Below are 15,714 nucleotides of genomic sequence, written 5' to 3'. Positions count from 1 at the left end.
TCAATCCTTAGGAACTGAGAAAGCAGGCTTTTTAATAATCATTAATGCTGTATATTATTTCCCGGGAAACGGGAGATGCACTTTAATGTGGTGAGACAGCACGTATGCAGGGATCTTAGTAGTTCATCAACGTAAATACATCGATCTCCGGCAATTTGGCGCGTCCATTCAGGTCAGACAACTCAATCAGGAATGCCGCTCCTACAACTTTGCCTCCCAATTGTTCAATCAGGTTAACGGAAGTTGCAATCGTTCCACCTGTTGCCAGCAAATCGTCAGCAATCAGGACATTTTGCCCTTTTTCAATTGCATCGGTATGCATCGCAAGTGTATCCTTGCCATATTCGAGATCATAACCTACTTCAATCGTCTCTCCAGGCAGTTTACCGCTTTTGCGAATCGGGGCAAAACCGACACCAAGAGCGTATGCCAGAGGGGCGCCCACAACGAAACCACGTGCTTCAGGTCCAGCAATGACATCAATTTTGAGATCAGAAATCATTACTTTCAGCTCATTGATCGCCTTGCGGTACATTTCTCCATCCTTCAACAATGTCGTAATGTCCTTGAAGCTGATTCCCGGTTGTGGAAAGTCAGGAATGACACGAATATACTCTTTAAAATCCAAAATAATCTCCTCCTAAAATAAATACACAACTTCCATCTAAGATACGCCCTTCATCCGGGATATCATCCATTGTGTCAGCTGCGGTGTAGATGCATCCAGCAATACCTGTTCTGTCTCGGCCATACTTTCCAGTGCCTGATAATGACGGGACGAGGTCAGATCCCGTTTGGGCGGGTTATCCACAAACGATATTTTGCCATCTTTTCTAGTGATGAACGATAACTCCTCAAACACATCCAGCATCATAGTAATCATACGCGGCGAACATCCACACTGACGACTGAGTGCAGGAGTAATCTCTTGTTCCTCTACCGGTTCAGCTCTCCATTTTGACACCATCATATAAATACGCTTGAAGAGGTCTCTGGAAGGCATCTGAAGGCGATCTCGGCGGTTGCCTGATCCGTGCAGAAGGATGATATTCTCGGCTCCGCTGAACATGGCCAGCATGGCATCAAGTTGTTCCGGGGTTTCCGGCGTATCAAACACAAATAACGTCCGGACCTGTTCCTGTCCATAATGCTGCGCAGCAGCATTAAACGGAAATAAGCCGACCTTTCTATCATATACCCAAAGGCAAGGTTCATACAATGAATTTCCCTCAGAAACATGGATATCCTTCCGGACAATCGCACCTATTGAGCCAGACGTGTTCCTTAAATGTACTTCAAGTGAACCAAGGAACTGCTTCATCGCGTTCAGCGGATCAGCATTCCCACGCAAATCGAAGACTTGAGCATGTGGAACATGGATATCCTGGAGCATCAATTGCGGTTTGCGCATCCCGTTCCATTCATTGATGGACAATTCACCCATTACATCAATAAGAGAACCCACAGGCAAAAATTCAGCTAAAGCTCCCTTGCCAAATGCAACCGTTTCGAGCTGTTGCCCGTCCTGTTCGAGAACCAATTTCAGATGCCGTTTCTCCCGGCCCATCGTTCGTGTTTCTTTTACCATCACATCTCTTAAAACAAACCGAGGCGAAGGATTACTCATACCGAAAGGCTGAAGTCTGTCAATCTCCTGAATGACTTTCAGCGGCACGTCACTAATTCTACACTCGTCGTCTGCCAGCCGCTGAGGCATAAAATCCTCTTCCGTCAGAACGTTTGCTGCAAACTCGTTCAACCCAGCCTCCAGCTCTTCCAGCTGATCCCGATGAAGAGTCATGCCAGCCGCTGCGGGATGTCCACCATAGTGGTCCATTGTATGTTTATAAGCGGTAAGCGCCTCATAGATATCCAGACCATCAATGGAGCGAGCAGAGCCTTTGCACACACCGGTCTCCGGATCTATTCCCAATATGAGTGTCGGACGATAATAACGTTCCAGTACTTTGGAAGCCACGATGCCCACAACCCCCACATTCCAGCCTTCTCCTGCTAGAACGATCACGTCTGGAACTTTACCGGAACGAAGCTGAATTTTTTGTTCCAACTGTGCGCTGGCTTCCTGGACTATGCCCTCGACGACCTGCTGTCGTTCTCGATTCAACAGATCGAGTTGACCTGCAAGCATATGAGCCTCATCCAGATCCTCGGTTGTAAGAAGCGATACGGCTCTCCCTGCATGATCCAAACGACCACTGGCATTGATGCGGGGAGCCATCGCAAAGGCAATATTGACCGAGGTGACCTGACTTTGATCCACGCCGCTAATCTCAAGCAGCGCACTTACACCTGGGAGACGTGATCCACGCATGGACTCGACGCCATAACTGACAATAACCCGATTCTCTCCTTCAAGCGGCATCAGATCGGCGACTGTGCCGATGGCAGCGATCTCCATCCATTCACCAGGCACCTCACCGATCAGGGCTTGGGCCAGTTTCAAGGCAACACCCGCGCCGGCCAGTCCTTTGAAGGGATATGGACAACCTGGAAGTTTGGGATTGATCAACGTATAGGCTTCAGGCAGAATATCAGGCGGCTCATGATGGTCTGTAACGATTACTTCCATCCCAAGCGTTGCCGCATACGCAATCTGATCCACTGCACTGATTCCAGTATCGACCGTAATAATTAGAGTAACACCTTGCTGATGGGCCCAATCCAGCGCATGGTTGTGCAACCCATAGCCTTCATTGGACCGATGTGGAATGTAGATATCATAGGATGCCCCAAGATGCCGCATTAAATGGATCATTAGCGAAGTACTGGACACACCATCTGCATCGTAATCTCCATAAATTAAAATATGTTCACCGCGCTCCAGCGCAAGCCGGATACGGGGTACAGCTTCATTCATGCCCCGTAGCAGATAGGGATCATGCATCTGCCCCAGATCGGGATGAAGAAACCGCTCTGCCTCCGTTTCATTATGGACTCCCCGACTAACCAGCAAACGTCCAACAAGTGGTGAAACGGAAAGCGCCTGCGAGAGTCCCGCAGCCGCCTCCAAATCGATATTCGGTGTATTCCACCGGTATTGCGAATAAAGCAATGATAACGCTCCTTTCCTGATCTACGGGACCCGCGCTTCATTACTGAATTAATGTCGCTTCCTGATCGGGCAGTTCATGATTGGATTTGTAAGGATATCCCGGATCATAAGGGATAGCCTGGATTAGTACTTCTTTTACATGACTAAACCGGGTTAAGAGTAATGTCTTGGCCCGATTGGCAATTTCCTGTGCTTCCAGCACGGATATTCTCGGATTCACACTAATGACCAGTTCAATGGTTACATCATGTTCCTGTTCCCGGGCAGTCAGATGCTCAATCGTAATGACGCCATAAACCCGTTGTACCGTTTCCTTGAAGTCCATGGCCTCTTCCTGTTCCAACTCCTGAACCAACGAGCCATACACGGTATCTACAATCATACGGTAACCCTTATGAAGCACGAAACAGGAAGCAATGAGTGCAGCTGCTGGGTCCATATAGAGCAGAACATGTATACCCATCGTTTCACCAGCCATTGAACCTGCAATACCTACCAATACGGTGAGGGAACAATAGAGCGCACGGCGATGTTCCTGAGCATAGGCCAGCGCCTGCGACTGATTACGCCTGCGGAAATATCGATATTGAAATTGAAAAATAGCTTCTTTCACGGCAAGTGCAGCAAAGGCTGCAATAAGTGCATGATCATATTTTGCCGATTCGCCAGGCTCCTCTCCGGTCAATCCTGTCAGAGCAGAGATGGCAATCTGAAGGCCTCCCATAAGAATAAGGACAGACAGCAGCACCGTAATCCCGGGCCTCGCCATGCGCGAATGCTCCTTGGGCCGTTCCCGGCGAGCTTTGTTCCTATCCTGTACAGACTTCGAGGGGAAGAGACCTGCCAGTGAGGAAGCAGCTTCCGAAGCAGAATACAGACCATCCGCAAGCAACGATTTGCTGTTCGCCATATAACCGACGCCCGCCTTGATCACTGCAAGTGTCATATTCCCGGCAATACCACTCCACGTTGCCGCTTGAGCAGCTGGAATACGTTCTCTGGTCATGAAAATTCCCCCTTAATCCTGTACCTAAAGTTGCAAAACCGCGCCTGACAGACGCGGCTTACAAATAAGATGTTTAGTTGGATGCTTTGGCAGCCGTTTTCGGCTTGTCCACTTGTTTCCCTTTGAGAGCCAGCCACAATGGCGCTGCGATGAAAATGGATGAATATGCGCCGAACAATGTTCCGATTACCATCGCAAGCGAGAACATGCGAATGGATTCTCCGCCGAAGATAAACAAACAGATGGATGCCGCGAATACCGTAAATGTGGTGTTCAAGGAACGTGTCATCGTTTGAGCCAAACTGCGGTTAACCACTTCACGCAAATCTGCTCTCGTTGTTTTCTTGGCGAAACGCAGGTTCTCCCGGATCCGGTCAAAAATAACAATCGTATCATTAATGGAGAAACCGACAATCGTCAGTACAGCTGTAATAAAGGTCAGATCCACTTCCAAACGGAAGATGGAGAACACACTAATGACTACAAATGCATCATGGAAGAGCGCAATAACAGCTGCCAGTCCGAATCTCCACTCGAACCGGATCGCAACATAGATCATAATACCGATACTTGCAATGAGGACCGCATAGATTGCGTTACGTTCAAGCTCTTTGGCCATTTCCGGATCAACGGTATTGACTTCATAGGAAGCCTTCGGGTCCAGCTTGGTGAACTCCTCTTTGAACTTGCTCTCTTGTGTCTCATCCAATACGTTCGAGAACCGAACGTTGACTCGGTCGGCACCTGGCGTAATATTTACGTCGCCTTCATTGACACCAAGGTCTTCGATAATGGGAGTAATTTGTTCGGATGTAATCGCCTTGGATACGGTAATGTCCACATTCGAACCTGAACGGAAATCGACCGCATAATTTAATCCAAGGGAGAACAAACTGATAATCCCTGCCAAAGTCAAAATAATGGAGAACGTATAGGCAATTTTACTGCCTTTAATGTAATCAAAGTTCCAATTAAAGCGCACGAATTTCACTCTCCTTCACTCCGAAGTACTTAGGCTTCTTCAACACGTTAGCCCGCACAAGCAGGGTCAACAGGAAGCGGGAGAAGAAAATATTCGTGATAATACTGGTGACGATGTCAAAAATCAGCACGAGCGCGAAACCTTTGACTGCGCCAGTACCCAGGAAAAACATAACCGCTGCAGCAATGATGGTTGTGATATTAGAGTCGATAATGGTACGGAAGGAATGTTTGCTTCCCGCCTTAACCGAAGACAGAATCGATTTACCACTCCGCATTTCTTCCTTGATCCGTTCGTACGTAATGATGTTGGCGTCGACCGCCATCCCTATACCCAGGATAAATGCCGCAATACCCGGAAGGGTAAGCACAAATTCTCCCATATAGAAAATCGCCAGTACCAGCCACGTATGTGTGATCAGGGCAAAACTTGCGATGATCCCCGGAATGCGATACAGACCAATCATGAACACTAAAATAATAACGGAACCGATCAATCCCGCTTTAATCGTTTGGTCGAGAGACAATTTACCCAGCGTTGCTCCAACGCTTTGTGAGTATTTCTCTGTCAGTTTGAGAGGGAGTGCACCCAGGTTGATGGTGTCACGCAGCTGATTCGCTTCCTCACGTGTATAGCTGCCTGTAATTTGTGCCGAACCGTCCGTCAATTGCTGTTGTACAGTTGGAGCAGAGAGCAGCTGATCGTCCAGATAAATAGCCAGAGGTTGTCCGATGAGACGTTTGGTAATTTCAGAGAACTTCGCTTTATCCTTGACCTGGATATCAATCATCGGTTCATTCAGCTGATTGAATGTCACTTTTGCTCCGTTCTCCACAAATTCATTTCCTCGAAGCTCAATCTTTGTATACTCGCCTTCCTTGTCGTTCTCCCCTTTACTTCGGAAAGTCAGGACGGCAGGTTCTTTCATTTTGGCTCTTACTTCTTCCTCGTCCGTAACGCCAGCCAACTTCAAACGAATCCGGTTCGTTCCTTCTGTGGTTACTTCCGGCTCGCTTGTTCCGAGCGCATTGGCACGGCTTTCCAGACTTCTTGCAGTTTGTACCAAAGAAGCTTTGGTAACTTGCTGCCCTTGTTCCAGCGGCTCTGCTTCATATAAGATCTCGTAGCCTCCCTTTAAATCAAGGCCCAAGCGTATATTTTTGAGCAGGCCCGGACTTGTGCCGAGCATGACTCCTGCGGTCACAAGCACGACCAGAATGAAACTGACAATTCTCTTCATGCCGTTCCTAGATCCCCCTTCATTCTCAATATTCCTATTATAGCGATGCCGTAAAAAGCAGTCAATTTCCAACACAAAAAGATCCCTTTCGTTAGAAAGAGGACCCCCGGTATGCAGAAACGGTCATAAAGTTCATAAAGCTTGTTGCTTTCAGTGACAAAATGTCGTTCACCAATTGGTGAAGCGGTGGAATGCCCTGTTTTTCATATTTATGACTAACGCAATTCCAGACATCTTTGCTGGTCACATATTCGTACCCGACAAGCCTTAATTCCTCCGCCTTGCTGCGACATAACATCTCAATGGATTCTTCCAGCTCCATATCGTTCATTTCTTCCAAGCGGGGAGCGCCTCCCTTCTCACACACAAGCCTTTATGCGGCATCAATATTACATGATTCGACTTCATACATTCAGATTCCTGCTTGCCCGGTTTGGATCTTTTTGTTAATGGCGTCCAAGTTGTCATGAGAAGACAGTGGACTGGCATAGGATGAAGAACAACGGCTTTGTCCCGTTTTACGAGACCTGTTACTTTCAACCGGGAAAGAGGGGTAGTTTTGAAGAAACAGACATTTATCCAGGGAGCCATGATCCTGCTTGCCGCAGGCATTATTAATCGCATTCTCGGTTTTATCCCCCGTATTGCACTGCCTCGCGTGATCGGAGCAGAAGGTGTTGGTTTGTATCAGCTGAGCTATCCGTTCTTCATTGTACTCGTGACATTAATTACCGGAGGCATTCCGCTCGCCGTTGCAAAACTTGTTGCTGAAGCAGATACAGGGGCCAACCGTTATTCTCCCCAGCGCATATTACAGATTAGTCTAAGCTTCACCTTGACCTTGGGCGTTGTTTTCATGTTTCTGTGCATTGCCTTTGCCCCGTGGGTTACACGTTATGTTCTTACGGATGAGAGGGTATATCATACGTTTGTAAGTATGAGTCCAATGATTGCAATTATCGCCGTATCCGCGGTGTATCGCGGTTATTTTCAGGGCAAGCAGAATATGATTCCTACTGCCGCTTCCTCGATTACGGAAACCGTTGTACGCATTATTTGCGTGATCTGGTTTTCCTGGCTGCTTCTCCCCCAGGGTATTGCTCAGGCAGCAGCAGGGGCCATGCTCGGAGCACTCGTCGGCGAATTTGTTGGCATGCTTGTATTGCTATGGAATTACAACAGACATAAAAAAGATCCCGAGCGATCCAACCATCTGATGACTCCACAGAATGCAAATGTCCCTTCACCAACACTGCCCGTTGATTCGAATGCTTCACAAACAGGATTGATCAGGCGTCTCCTGGCCATCTCTGTACCCGTAACAGCAGGCCGACTGGTAGGCTCTCTCTCCTACCTCGCTGAAACGATTGTCACCGCTCAGAGTTTGGCTCTTGCAGGGATATCCCGTGGACTCGCCACCGCCCAATATGGTGCGTTACAAGGCATGATCATTCCCCTGCTGCTGCTGCCGGGTGCACTGACTTCATCGCTTGCCACATCACTTGTCCCCTCCCTGTCTGAAGCATCCGCACAGGGTGATCGAGCCCTTATCCATAAACGCATGCATCAGGCACTGCGGCTTGCACTCGTCACAGGTGCCCCTTTTTCTGTTTTTATGTATGTGCTTGCCGAACCGATGTGTTTACTACTGTATAATGATGCATCGATTGGAAGCATGCTTAAACTGATGGCTCCATTTGCGCTGTTCATCTACATCCAGGCACCTCTTCAGGCTGCTCTACAGGCACTCGATCGTCCAGGAAAAGCTCTCCTTAATACTTTTATCGGTGCCGTAATCAAAATAACTTTGATTTTGCTGCTTGCATCCAAACCTGAATACGGTATTTTCGGTGCAGTGATTGCCATTTGTGTGAATTCAACTGTTGTTACTCTTCTACACGCCAGAAGTGTTCGCAATTTGCTTCAATTCCGGTTCAAAATGATGGATTGGGTCAAAACAGCAACCGGCATGGTGATCATGGGAGCAGCAACCCTTATGGTATATGAACATACAGCTGTTTTGCTACCTTTTTGGCTGAGAATGATCCTTGCTCCTTGTGCTGGTCTCATTGTTTATTTTATCGTCATGGGCATGACCCGCATGATTGACTTTCATGACCTTTCCCGGATCCCGATCATCGGTTCTTGGTTCCAACGCCGTTCTCGCAAATAAGGCACTACGCTATCGCTATCTTTTATCATCTTTCAAACTTACGAATACTTTGCCGTTGTGGTCGATGGAGCATATAAATACATCCTTGAAATCGAGCACACCCTTCTGTTGAATCTGATTTTTCAGCCAGAAACGTGTCTTTTGGATTAGTTCAAGGTTTTGATCCTGGACTTTTCCATCCATAATTAGTGGCAGGGGTAGGCCCTCGTATTTAATATTTTGAAAGCCATCGACCTTGTTCTGCCTGGGCTTGTTCTTGTTATTTTGCGATGAGCTGTTCCCTTGGTCCGAAGAAGAGTTGTCCATGGGGATAACGGTTAACTTACCCGTCGTCTCCAAAATGGCAAATTCAACCTCACCAATACTGTCGATATTCTGCTCACGCAACTGCAGCAGCAGGTCATCCAAATTATATCGCTGCTTACGCATTTCATCGCGATGGAGTGTGCCCTTGGAGATGAGTACCGTCGGTTTGCCATCAATCATTAGTCGTAATCGACGGCTCTTGAGACTTAGAAAAGCCATGCCAATCTGGACAATGAGTACCGTGACCATGGGCACAATGCCGTGATACAACGGTTTTTCGGTATCCTCGATTACAAATGCCGCGATTTCGGCAAGCATGATCGACACGACCAGATCAAACATGGACAGCTTTCCGATTTCCCTTTTACCCATCACACGAATCGCACCATAAACAATGAAATACATGAGAATCGTTCGAAAGATATGTGCACCGATATCCGACAAGTTCACTACACGGTTCCTCCTTCACATCTGAGTTAAAGACAGATACCTGAAGCGTAATCCCTATTTTGACCTGAACCGGATAGGCTCATGCGAATCTTGATTGTTCATTTAATGGAAAATTCAGTTCATAACTACAGAGGCTTGACCATACAATGTAATAATTTCAAACTTGTACAAGGGGGTTGCTTCATGCAGCTGATTCGCCGAGTGATTTCGTTTCGAATGTCCAACCCGATTTTGTCGGGCCTCTGCCATGCATTTGTATGGATGTTACTGGGAGCATTGATCCTCTCCCTCTTTCTCTGGATGAGCAGCATGCGGGAGCAAGAACTTTCGCTCTACACGTATGTCGTTCATGGCTTGTCCTTGCTAGTTGGGGGATTTGTAGCGGGAAAACGGTCTGGCGAAAAAGGCTGGTACCATGGAGGGCTGACCGGCATCATTTATGGATTGATCGTCTTGCTTATTGGTTTCTTGGCTTTGGATGCTTCATTCAATTGGAAAGACAGTCTGCAGCTTGCAAGCGCATTTCTGATTTCGGCACTCGGAGGAATTTTCGGGGTGAATACACACAGATCGTAGAAGTTTGACGCATTGATTATACAGAGAAAAAGAAAAAGAGAACCGGGTCTCCTACGAGATCCGGTTCTCTGCACCAAACGAAACAATCTATTCAACAGCGGTTTCACGACTCACTGCACTGCTGATGGCATTACGGTCAAATGTAAGCTTGGTTACATCGTTTACACGAAGTACAACAACATCATCCGTAATTTCAGCGATTGTACCGTGAAGGCCACCGATCGTTACAATTTTATCGCCTTTTTTCAACTGGTTCAGCATCGCATTGCGCTGCTTTTGCTTTTTGTTCTGTGGACGAATCATCAAGAAGTAGAAAATCGCAACCATGAGTACCAAAGGTACGATTAAAGATACAATTCCACCGCCCGCGTTGGCCGCTGTTAAAGGCATTCCCTGAAACATTCAAAACTCCCCCTTATTGACTATACTTACAAATACTGCTTGTTTCACCGGTTCTGCAAAACCTGATCAGAAACCTTTGTCATTGTCATGAAGACCATATTGATCGAAAAATTCATCACGGAAATCAAGCAAACGATCTTCCATTATGGCTTTGCGCACATTGCGCATCAAATTCTGCAAGAAATGAAGATTATGAATGGTCGTCAAACGCAAGCCAAATGTTTCATCCGCTTTGATCAAATGACGCAGGTAAGCTCTGGAGTAGTTACGACAAGTATAGCAATCGCATTCAGGATCCAGTGGACCAAAATCTGTTGCAAACTTGGCGTTACGAACAACGAGTCGTCCCTGGCTAGTCATAGTTGTTCCGTTACGGGCAATCCGGGTCGGCAGTACACAGTCGAACATGTCCACTCCACGAATCGATCCCTCAATCAATGCATCGGGCGAACCTACTCCCATCAAATAACGTGGTTTATTGGAAGGTAACAGCGGTACTGTGTAATCCAATACGCCATACATCAAATGTTTCGGCTCTCCAACACTCAGTCCACCAATAGCATACCCCGGGAAATCCATGGAAGTCAAATCTGCGGCGCTCTGGCGACGCAAATCCTCGTGCATGCCTCCCTGTACGATCGCAAACAGACCTTGATCATGCGGACGAGCATGACTTTCGAGGCAACGTTCCGCCCAGCGGCTCGTTCTCTCGAGCGATTTTTTTACATATTCATATTCAGCTGGATACGGAGGACATTCATCAAATGCCATCATAATATCGGAACCGAGTGCGTTCTGAACTTCCATCGCAACCTCAGGGGAAAGGAATTTCTTGTCGCCATTCAGGTGGGAACGGAAGTGAACGCCTTCTTCTGTAATTTTGCGCATTTCGCTAAGGGAAAACACCTGAAACCCGCCGCTGTCCGTCAGAATTGGCCGATCCCAGTTCATGAACTTGTGCAGACCGCCAGCCTGGCGAACAATCTCATGACCCGGTCTGAGGAACAGATGATAGGTGTTGCTCAGAATAATCTGTGCATCCATCTCCTTCAACTCTTCAGGGCTCATCGTTTTTACCGTCGCCTGTGTACCTACAGGCATAAAGGTTGGTGTCTCGATAATACCGTGCGGTGTATGTACACGTCCCAGACGCGCACCGGATTGTTTACATGTTTTGATATGTTCATACGTAATTGCTGCCATTGGTTTTAATCATCCTCTAAAATTAATCGTTATGCCTTGTCATGCCAGTGGATCAATAGATCAACATGGCATCGCCAAAGCTGAAAAAGCGGTATTGCTCCTGAATCGCCTGCTCATATGCATGCATGATATGTTCTCTGCCTGCAAGTGCACTAACTAGCATAACAAGTGTCGATTTCGGCAAATGGAAGTTTGTAAGCATACCATCAATAACCTTGAAGGTGTAACCTGGGTAAATAAAGATTTTGGTCCAGCCGCTGCTTTCCTGAAGCAGACCATTTTCAAACTTGCTGCCCACGGTTTCAAGCGTTCGACAGCTCGTCGTACCTACTGCAAATATACGGTTACCACGTCTCTTCGTTTCATTAATTAAGTCCGCCGTTTCCTGAGACAGGGAGTAATACTCTTCGTGCATCTCATGATCTTCCACAACATCAACAGACATGGGGCGGAACGTCCCGAGTCCAACATGAAGCGTGATAAAGGTAACATTGACTCCTTTGGCACGAATCTCGTCCAGCAGTTTATCCGTAAAATGCAGCCCGGCGGTTGGAGCCGCTGCTGATCCTTCGTGCTTCGCATATACCGTCTGGTATCTCTCACGATCATCCAGTGTTTCTTTGATATAAGGAGGCAACGGCATCTCACCCAAGCGATCCAGGATTTCCTGGAAGATTCCATTGTAGGAGAATGTGAGCATGCGTGCGCCCATTTCCCCCTCTTCATCAATAACGGCCTTAAGCTCATCACCGAATACGATAACAGAACCGGCTTTCAGCCTCTTCCCTGGTTTAACAAGAGCTTCCCATCGGTCCCCCTCCACATTTTTCAGCAGAAGTACCTCTGCTTTAGCTCCGGTATCTTCTTTTGTACCGAACAACCGTGCTGGCAAAACCCTTGTGTCATTCAGCACCAATGTGTCGCCAGGCTCCAGAAAATCGATGATATCCGGAAACGAGTGATGGTTGACCTCACCGTTCTCCTTGTTTAAAGTCAGCAACCGGGACGCCGTACGATCAAGCAAAGGCGTCTGTGCAATCAGCTGCTCCGGCAATTCAAAATCATATAAGTTCACATTCATCTTCAATTCATTCCTTAACAATAGTCGCATTTTGATAATAGTGTTTCAATATTGCCTGGTAATCATACCCTTCATCTGCCATACCTTTGGCCCCCCATTGAGACAAGCCCAATCCGTGACCGTTCCCCTGGCCAATAAACATGAAGGTCTGACCCTGGGTCACTGCTCTGGCTTGACCATCACCGCTCATAACGACAAGTGCATTACCGGATGATGTTCCCGTTCCAGAAGCGGACAACACAGCAGCACCTTTCGATCCGGTTTTGCTTGAAGTTTGCCCGTCAGCGCCTAATACAGTATAACTTCCGGTCCCTGCAATATCAAATAAAGTGCTCGGCAAACCCCCGAGTGCAGAACGATATGTATCTGCATATTTGACTGTCAAAGGTTGTCCATTCGCACTGACTTCAAGAGCTCTTCCTGAAGGTCCACGCTTTGTGACTTCCAGCGTTGAGATGGATGCAGGAACAGTTGTCGTTGTTTTTCCTTGCAGGGCTTTAACCAACGCAGCGGAGGTGAATGGTCCTCTTACCCACGCGTAATCATTGGACTGAGCCACTTTCGCCAAAACAACAGCCTCGGTGCCCGGGTTCATTTTGGCCACCGGTTCAACCGTGGATTGAATGAGCGGAATGGGACGTACATTGGTATTCTGGGCAGTGACTGTTACTTTGGATAATCCTGCCTCTGTTTTAGTCGTCAATTCTTTCACATTATCCTCACGGATATATCCACTAACCCCTGAACTCAGCAGCACATGGTACCATGTATGTAAACCCGCCTGAGCTGATGCATCTCCATGGCTGTCCACATTACTGAACACACCTGCTCCCCCGTTCCATACTTCGGACGGGTGTGCCGTTTGGCCGCCAGCATTGGATGAGAACACAGCCTCAACGATTTTACCGCCACTTTTAATGACTTCACCTGCTGTTGCGTCTACGGCGCTTGTTACTTTATCGTTCTCCGAGCCTATTCCGTTATAAGCTTGGCTGAGTGTCGTATCCACAACATTGGCGATTTTGAATCGCTCTCCCTGTTGAAGTGCATAAGAGCGAGCTGCGACGGCTTGAACTTTCAGAGCCTCTGCCGGCCAGGATGAATATACTTCAGCTCCAACAACCGAGTACAGATACTGCTCAAGCGGGACAACGTTGACCAAAGCCAAATCTCCGCCTACGATACTAACTTCCATGTCCCCCCGGTATGTCCGCGCTGAACGCTCCAACACTTTGATCCCACTTCCATCACCTTGCACATAGGCTTTTGCTTCACTGCCTGCAATCGTGTAATGTGGTGCAGTTTTCAGCGTATCTGTGCTGAGTCCCGCATCCTGGCGGATCATCAGCACATCACTGTTAGTTACAGGAGTTAAACTTACTCCCGACACCGTGGCCTCCACCGTTTTTTTCAATGCTGCTAGTTCGGCATCCGTTACCGCTTCCCCGACCCATACCGAATATCCTTGAGCTCCTCCACTCAACTGCAATATGGTAATGGCATTGATTCCAGCGGCTAAGAACGATGCCTGTGCAGCCTCAGCTTCCTGAAGCGAACTGTAGCTCCCTGCTGACAAATGTTTGTTTCCAGTTACCACCGGTTTTTGACCACCCAGCCCGGCTGCTGCCACTTTTTGCACTCGTGCAACGGCTTGGGTAGCCAAGGCTTCTGTCGCATAATTTCCTGTGTATAGTTGATATGTTGCTTTACCGCTCAGCGTCGTTGTAAACAGTAATGGTTTGTCACTGGTTGCCTGCAACAATTTTGCCGCTGAAGCTGCAGTCTTGAAGTCCCCGGTTTCCAGCACCTTTACGCGGAAGCCATCCGCACTGAAGCGAATTTGACCAGCAGGAAGCGTTACTCCCGCCCCACTCTCTGATCCAATGCTCCACTTACCAGTTGATTCAAGTGTGATGAGAGGGGTTGTTGACTTATATGTGCTCCCCAGATTTGCAAACATGGCTACCCGAATCATCTGCCCATTACTCTCTGCAGCAAAAGCGGGCACTTGCAGACATCCCACAGTTAAGAGAGCAGCAGCCAAAACCTTTAACCGCCGACTCCACTTCTTCGTTTGTATTGCTTTCCCCACGTTCAAACTCCTCTCCATGCTGTTTCTACACTTTATATCGGGAAGTTTTCATGAAAACTTCAATTTCATTGATTAAGAGATTGCAATGGCCCGAATTACTTACCGTCCCTCGGTGGTATAGGCAAACCAAGATGATGATAAGCCAGATCCGTAACCACCCTGCCTCTTGGTGTACGCTGAATCATACCGATTTGCAGAAGATAAGGTTCATAGACATCCTCGATCGTCTGACTTTCTTCACCAATCGTAGCTGCAATCGTGTCCAGACCAACGGGGCCTCCGCGGAAACTGTTAATCATGGATGTAAGCATCTTGTGATCGATCTCGTCCAAGCCGCGCGGGTCAATCTGAAGCCGTTTCAACGCTTCTTCAGCCAGTGCCTGGGTAATAATCCCGTCGCCCCTTACCTGGGCAAAGTCACGTACCCGTTTTAGCAAACGATTGGCAATTCGCGGTGTCCCGCGGGAGCGCAGAGCAATCTCTTCTGCGGCATCGCCGACAATCTCGACGCCCAAAATTTCTGTAGATCGTGAGACGATGTAAGCCAGCTCATCCACGGTATAAAACTCCAACCGACTGATCACACCAAACCGGTCTCGAAGCGGTGCTGACAGCAGTCCAGCGCGTGTTGTAGCCCCAATCAGGGTAAACGGCGGAAGATCCAGTCGGACGGAACGGGCACTTGGGCCTTTTCCGATCATAATATCAAGGGCAGAGTCCTCCATAGCTGGATACATGACTTCTTCAACGGTACGATGCAGACGATGAATTTCGTCAATAAACAGGACATCGCCTTCCTGTAGATTCGTCAGCAGCGCTGCCAGATCACCTGGTCGTTCAATCGCCGGTCCCGATGTGGTACGCAAGTTTACGCCCAATTCGTTGGCAACGATATTGGCAAGCGTCGTTTTACCAAGTCCAGGCGGACCGTAAAGTAACACATGATCCAATGCTTCATTGCGTAATTTGGCAGCTTCAATATATACTTTCAAATTTTCCTTGACCTTGTTTTGTCCGATATATTCATTCAGATACCGGGGACGAAGACTCAGTTCAACATTCTGATCCTCCATCATCAGGTTGGCGGAAATAATCCGGTCATCCATGTTCATCCCTACCTTTTTTTGTGC

General features: G+C 47.8%; 14 protein-coding genes. 2 read left to right on the top strand and 12 right to left on the bottom strand.

Annotated features, from left to right (window positions below; all coding sequences use genetic code 11):
• Window positions 1-115: 115 nt before the first annotated feature.
• The 6 genes from ABGV42_RS22100 to ABGV42_RS22075 form a co-directional block, all read right to left on the bottom strand.
• Entirely contained in the window at window positions 116-628 is a 513-nt protein-coding gene (locus ABGV42_RS22100; protein WP_347383694.1) for an adenine phosphoribosyltransferase, read from the bottom strand.
• 36 nt (window positions 629-664) lie between these two features.
• A complete protein-coding gene (gene recJ / locus ABGV42_RS22095; protein ID WP_347383693.1) occupies window positions 665-3,073 on the bottom strand; it encodes a single-stranded-DNA-specific exonuclease RecJ in 2,409 nt (802 codons plus the stop codon).
• A gap of 40 nt (window positions 3,074-3,113) precedes the next feature.
• Entirely contained in the window at window positions 3,114-4,079 is a 966-nt protein-coding gene (locus ABGV42_RS22090; RefSeq protein ID WP_347383692.1) for a cation diffusion facilitator family transporter, read from the bottom strand.
• 73 nt (window positions 4,080-4,152) lie between these two features.
• Window positions 4,153-5,061, bottom strand: coding sequence for a protein translocase subunit SecF (gene secF / locus ABGV42_RS22085; protein ID WP_347383691.1), 909 nt, complete (start codon window positions 5,059-5,061; stop codon window positions 4,153-4,155).
• A complete protein-coding gene (secD, locus tag ABGV42_RS22080) occupies window positions 5,051-6,301 on the bottom strand; it encodes a protein translocase subunit SecD (protein WP_347383690.1) in 1,251 nt (416 codons plus the stop codon). The genes secF and secD overlap by 11 nt, the downstream gene beginning before the upstream one ends.
• 91 nt (window positions 6,302-6,392) lie before the next feature.
• Window positions 6,393-6,632, bottom strand: a complete 240-nt coding sequence (locus ABGV42_RS22075) for a post-transcriptional regulator (protein ID WP_095289489.1) — start codon at window positions 6,630-6,632, stop codon at window positions 6,393-6,395.
• A 228-nt stretch (window positions 6,633-6,860) separates the two neighbouring features.
• Between ABGV42_RS22075 and spoVB the strand changes: the two genes are divergently transcribed.
• Window positions 6,861-8,474 (top strand): stage V sporulation protein B, encoded by a 1,614-nt coding sequence (gene spoVB / locus ABGV42_RS22070; RefSeq protein ID WP_347383689.1) that lies wholly within the window; start codon window positions 6,861-6,863, stop codon window positions 8,472-8,474.
• A 15-nt stretch (window positions 8,475-8,489) separates the two neighbouring features.
• Here the strand turns inward: spoVB and ABGV42_RS22065 are convergent, their stop codons facing one another.
• The gene (locus tag ABGV42_RS22065; RefSeq protein ID WP_347384457.1) at window positions 8,490-9,185 is read right to left on the bottom strand and encodes a DUF421 domain-containing protein; all 696 of its coding nucleotides are present in this window, start codon (window positions 9,183-9,185) and stop codon (window positions 8,490-8,492) included.
• 228 nt (window positions 9,186-9,413) lie between these two features.
• Here ABGV42_RS22065 and ABGV42_RS22060 point away from each other — a divergent pair, with 228 nt between their 5' ends.
• A complete protein-coding gene (locus ABGV42_RS22060; protein ID WP_095359806.1) occupies window positions 9,414-9,806 on the top strand; it encodes a TIGR04086 family membrane protein in 393 nt (130 codons plus the stop codon).
• 87 nt (window positions 9,807-9,893) lie between these two features.
• Here the strand turns inward: ABGV42_RS22060 and yajC are convergent, their stop codons facing one another.
• The 5 genes from yajC to ruvB form a co-directional block, all read right to left on the bottom strand.
• Window positions 9,894-10,208: a preprotein translocase subunit YajC gene (gene yajC / locus ABGV42_RS22055; RefSeq protein WP_347383688.1), complete on the bottom strand. Its 315-nt coding sequence runs from the start codon at window positions 10,206-10,208 to the stop codon at window positions 9,894-9,896.
• A gap of 66 nt (window positions 10,209-10,274) precedes the next feature.
• Window positions 10,275-11,411 (bottom strand): tRNA guanosine(34) transglycosylase Tgt, encoded by a 1,137-nt coding sequence (tgt, locus tag ABGV42_RS22050; RefSeq protein ID WP_095289474.1) that lies wholly within the window; start codon window positions 11,409-11,411, stop codon window positions 10,275-10,277.
• A gap of 52 nt (window positions 11,412-11,463) precedes the next feature.
• Window positions 11,464-12,492, bottom strand: coding sequence for a tRNA preQ1(34) S-adenosylmethionine ribosyltransferase-isomerase QueA (queA, locus tag ABGV42_RS22045; RefSeq protein WP_347383687.1), 1,029 nt, complete (start codon window positions 12,490-12,492; stop codon window positions 11,464-11,466).
• A 7-nt stretch (window positions 12,493-12,499) separates the two neighbouring features.
• Complete coding sequence (locus ABGV42_RS22040) at window positions 12,500-14,584, bottom strand: SpoIID/LytB domain-containing protein (protein ID WP_347383686.1); 2,085 nt, start codon at window positions 14,582-14,584, stop codon at window positions 12,500-12,502.
• Between the two features lie 95 nt (window positions 14,585-14,679).
• A complete protein-coding gene (ruvB, locus tag ABGV42_RS22035) occupies window positions 14,680-15,690 on the bottom strand; it encodes a Holliday junction branch migration DNA helicase RuvB (RefSeq protein WP_347383685.1) in 1,011 nt (336 codons plus the stop codon).
• Window positions 15,691-15,714: the final 24 nt, after the last annotated feature.

It is taken from the genome of Paenibacillus pabuli (assembly GCF_039831995.1).
Lineage (GTDB): Bacteria > Bacillota > Bacilli > Paenibacillales > Paenibacillaceae > Paenibacillus > Paenibacillus pabuli_C.
The sequence above is the reverse complement of the archived record's forward strand: the minus strand, read 5'-3'. Positions and strand labels throughout refer to the sequence as shown.

What these genes read in the sequence shown, in the direction of transcription:
- yajC (WP_347383688.1), bottom strand. Translation starts at nt 10,208, where the DNA reads ATGTTTCAGGGAATGCCTTTAACAGCGGCCAACGCGGGCGGTGGAATT.
- queA (WP_347383687.1), bottom strand. Translation starts at nt 12,492, where the DNA reads ATGAATGTGAACTTATATGATTTTGAATTGCCGGAGCAGCTGATTGCA.
- secD (WP_347383690.1), bottom strand. Translation starts at nt 6,301, where the DNA reads ATGAAGAGAATTGTCAGTTTCATTCTGGTCGTGCTTGTGACCGCAGGA.
- ABGV42_RS22060 (WP_095359806.1), top strand. Translation starts at nt 9,414, where the DNA reads ATGCAGCTGATTCGCCGAGTGATTTCGTTTCGAATGTCCAACCCGATT.
- ABGV42_RS22075 (WP_095289489.1), bottom strand. Translation starts at nt 6,632, where the DNA reads ATGAACGATATGGAGCTGGAAGAATCCATTGAGATGTTATGTCGCAGC.
- ruvB (WP_347383685.1), bottom strand. Translation starts at nt 15,690, where the DNA reads ATGGATGACCGGATTATTTCCGCCAACCTGATGATGGAGGATCAGAAT.
- tgt (WP_095289474.1), bottom strand. Translation starts at nt 11,411, where the DNA reads ATGGCAGCAATTACGTATGAACATATCAAAACATGTAAACAATCCGGT.
- ABGV42_RS22090 (WP_347383692.1), bottom strand. Translation starts at nt 4,079, where the DNA reads ATGACCAGAGAACGTATTCCAGCTGCTCAAGCGGCAACGTGGAGTGGT.
- ABGV42_RS22065 (WP_347384457.1), bottom strand. Translation starts at nt 9,185, where the DNA reads ATGTATTTCATTGTTTATGGTGCGATTCGTGTGATGGGTAAAAGGGAA.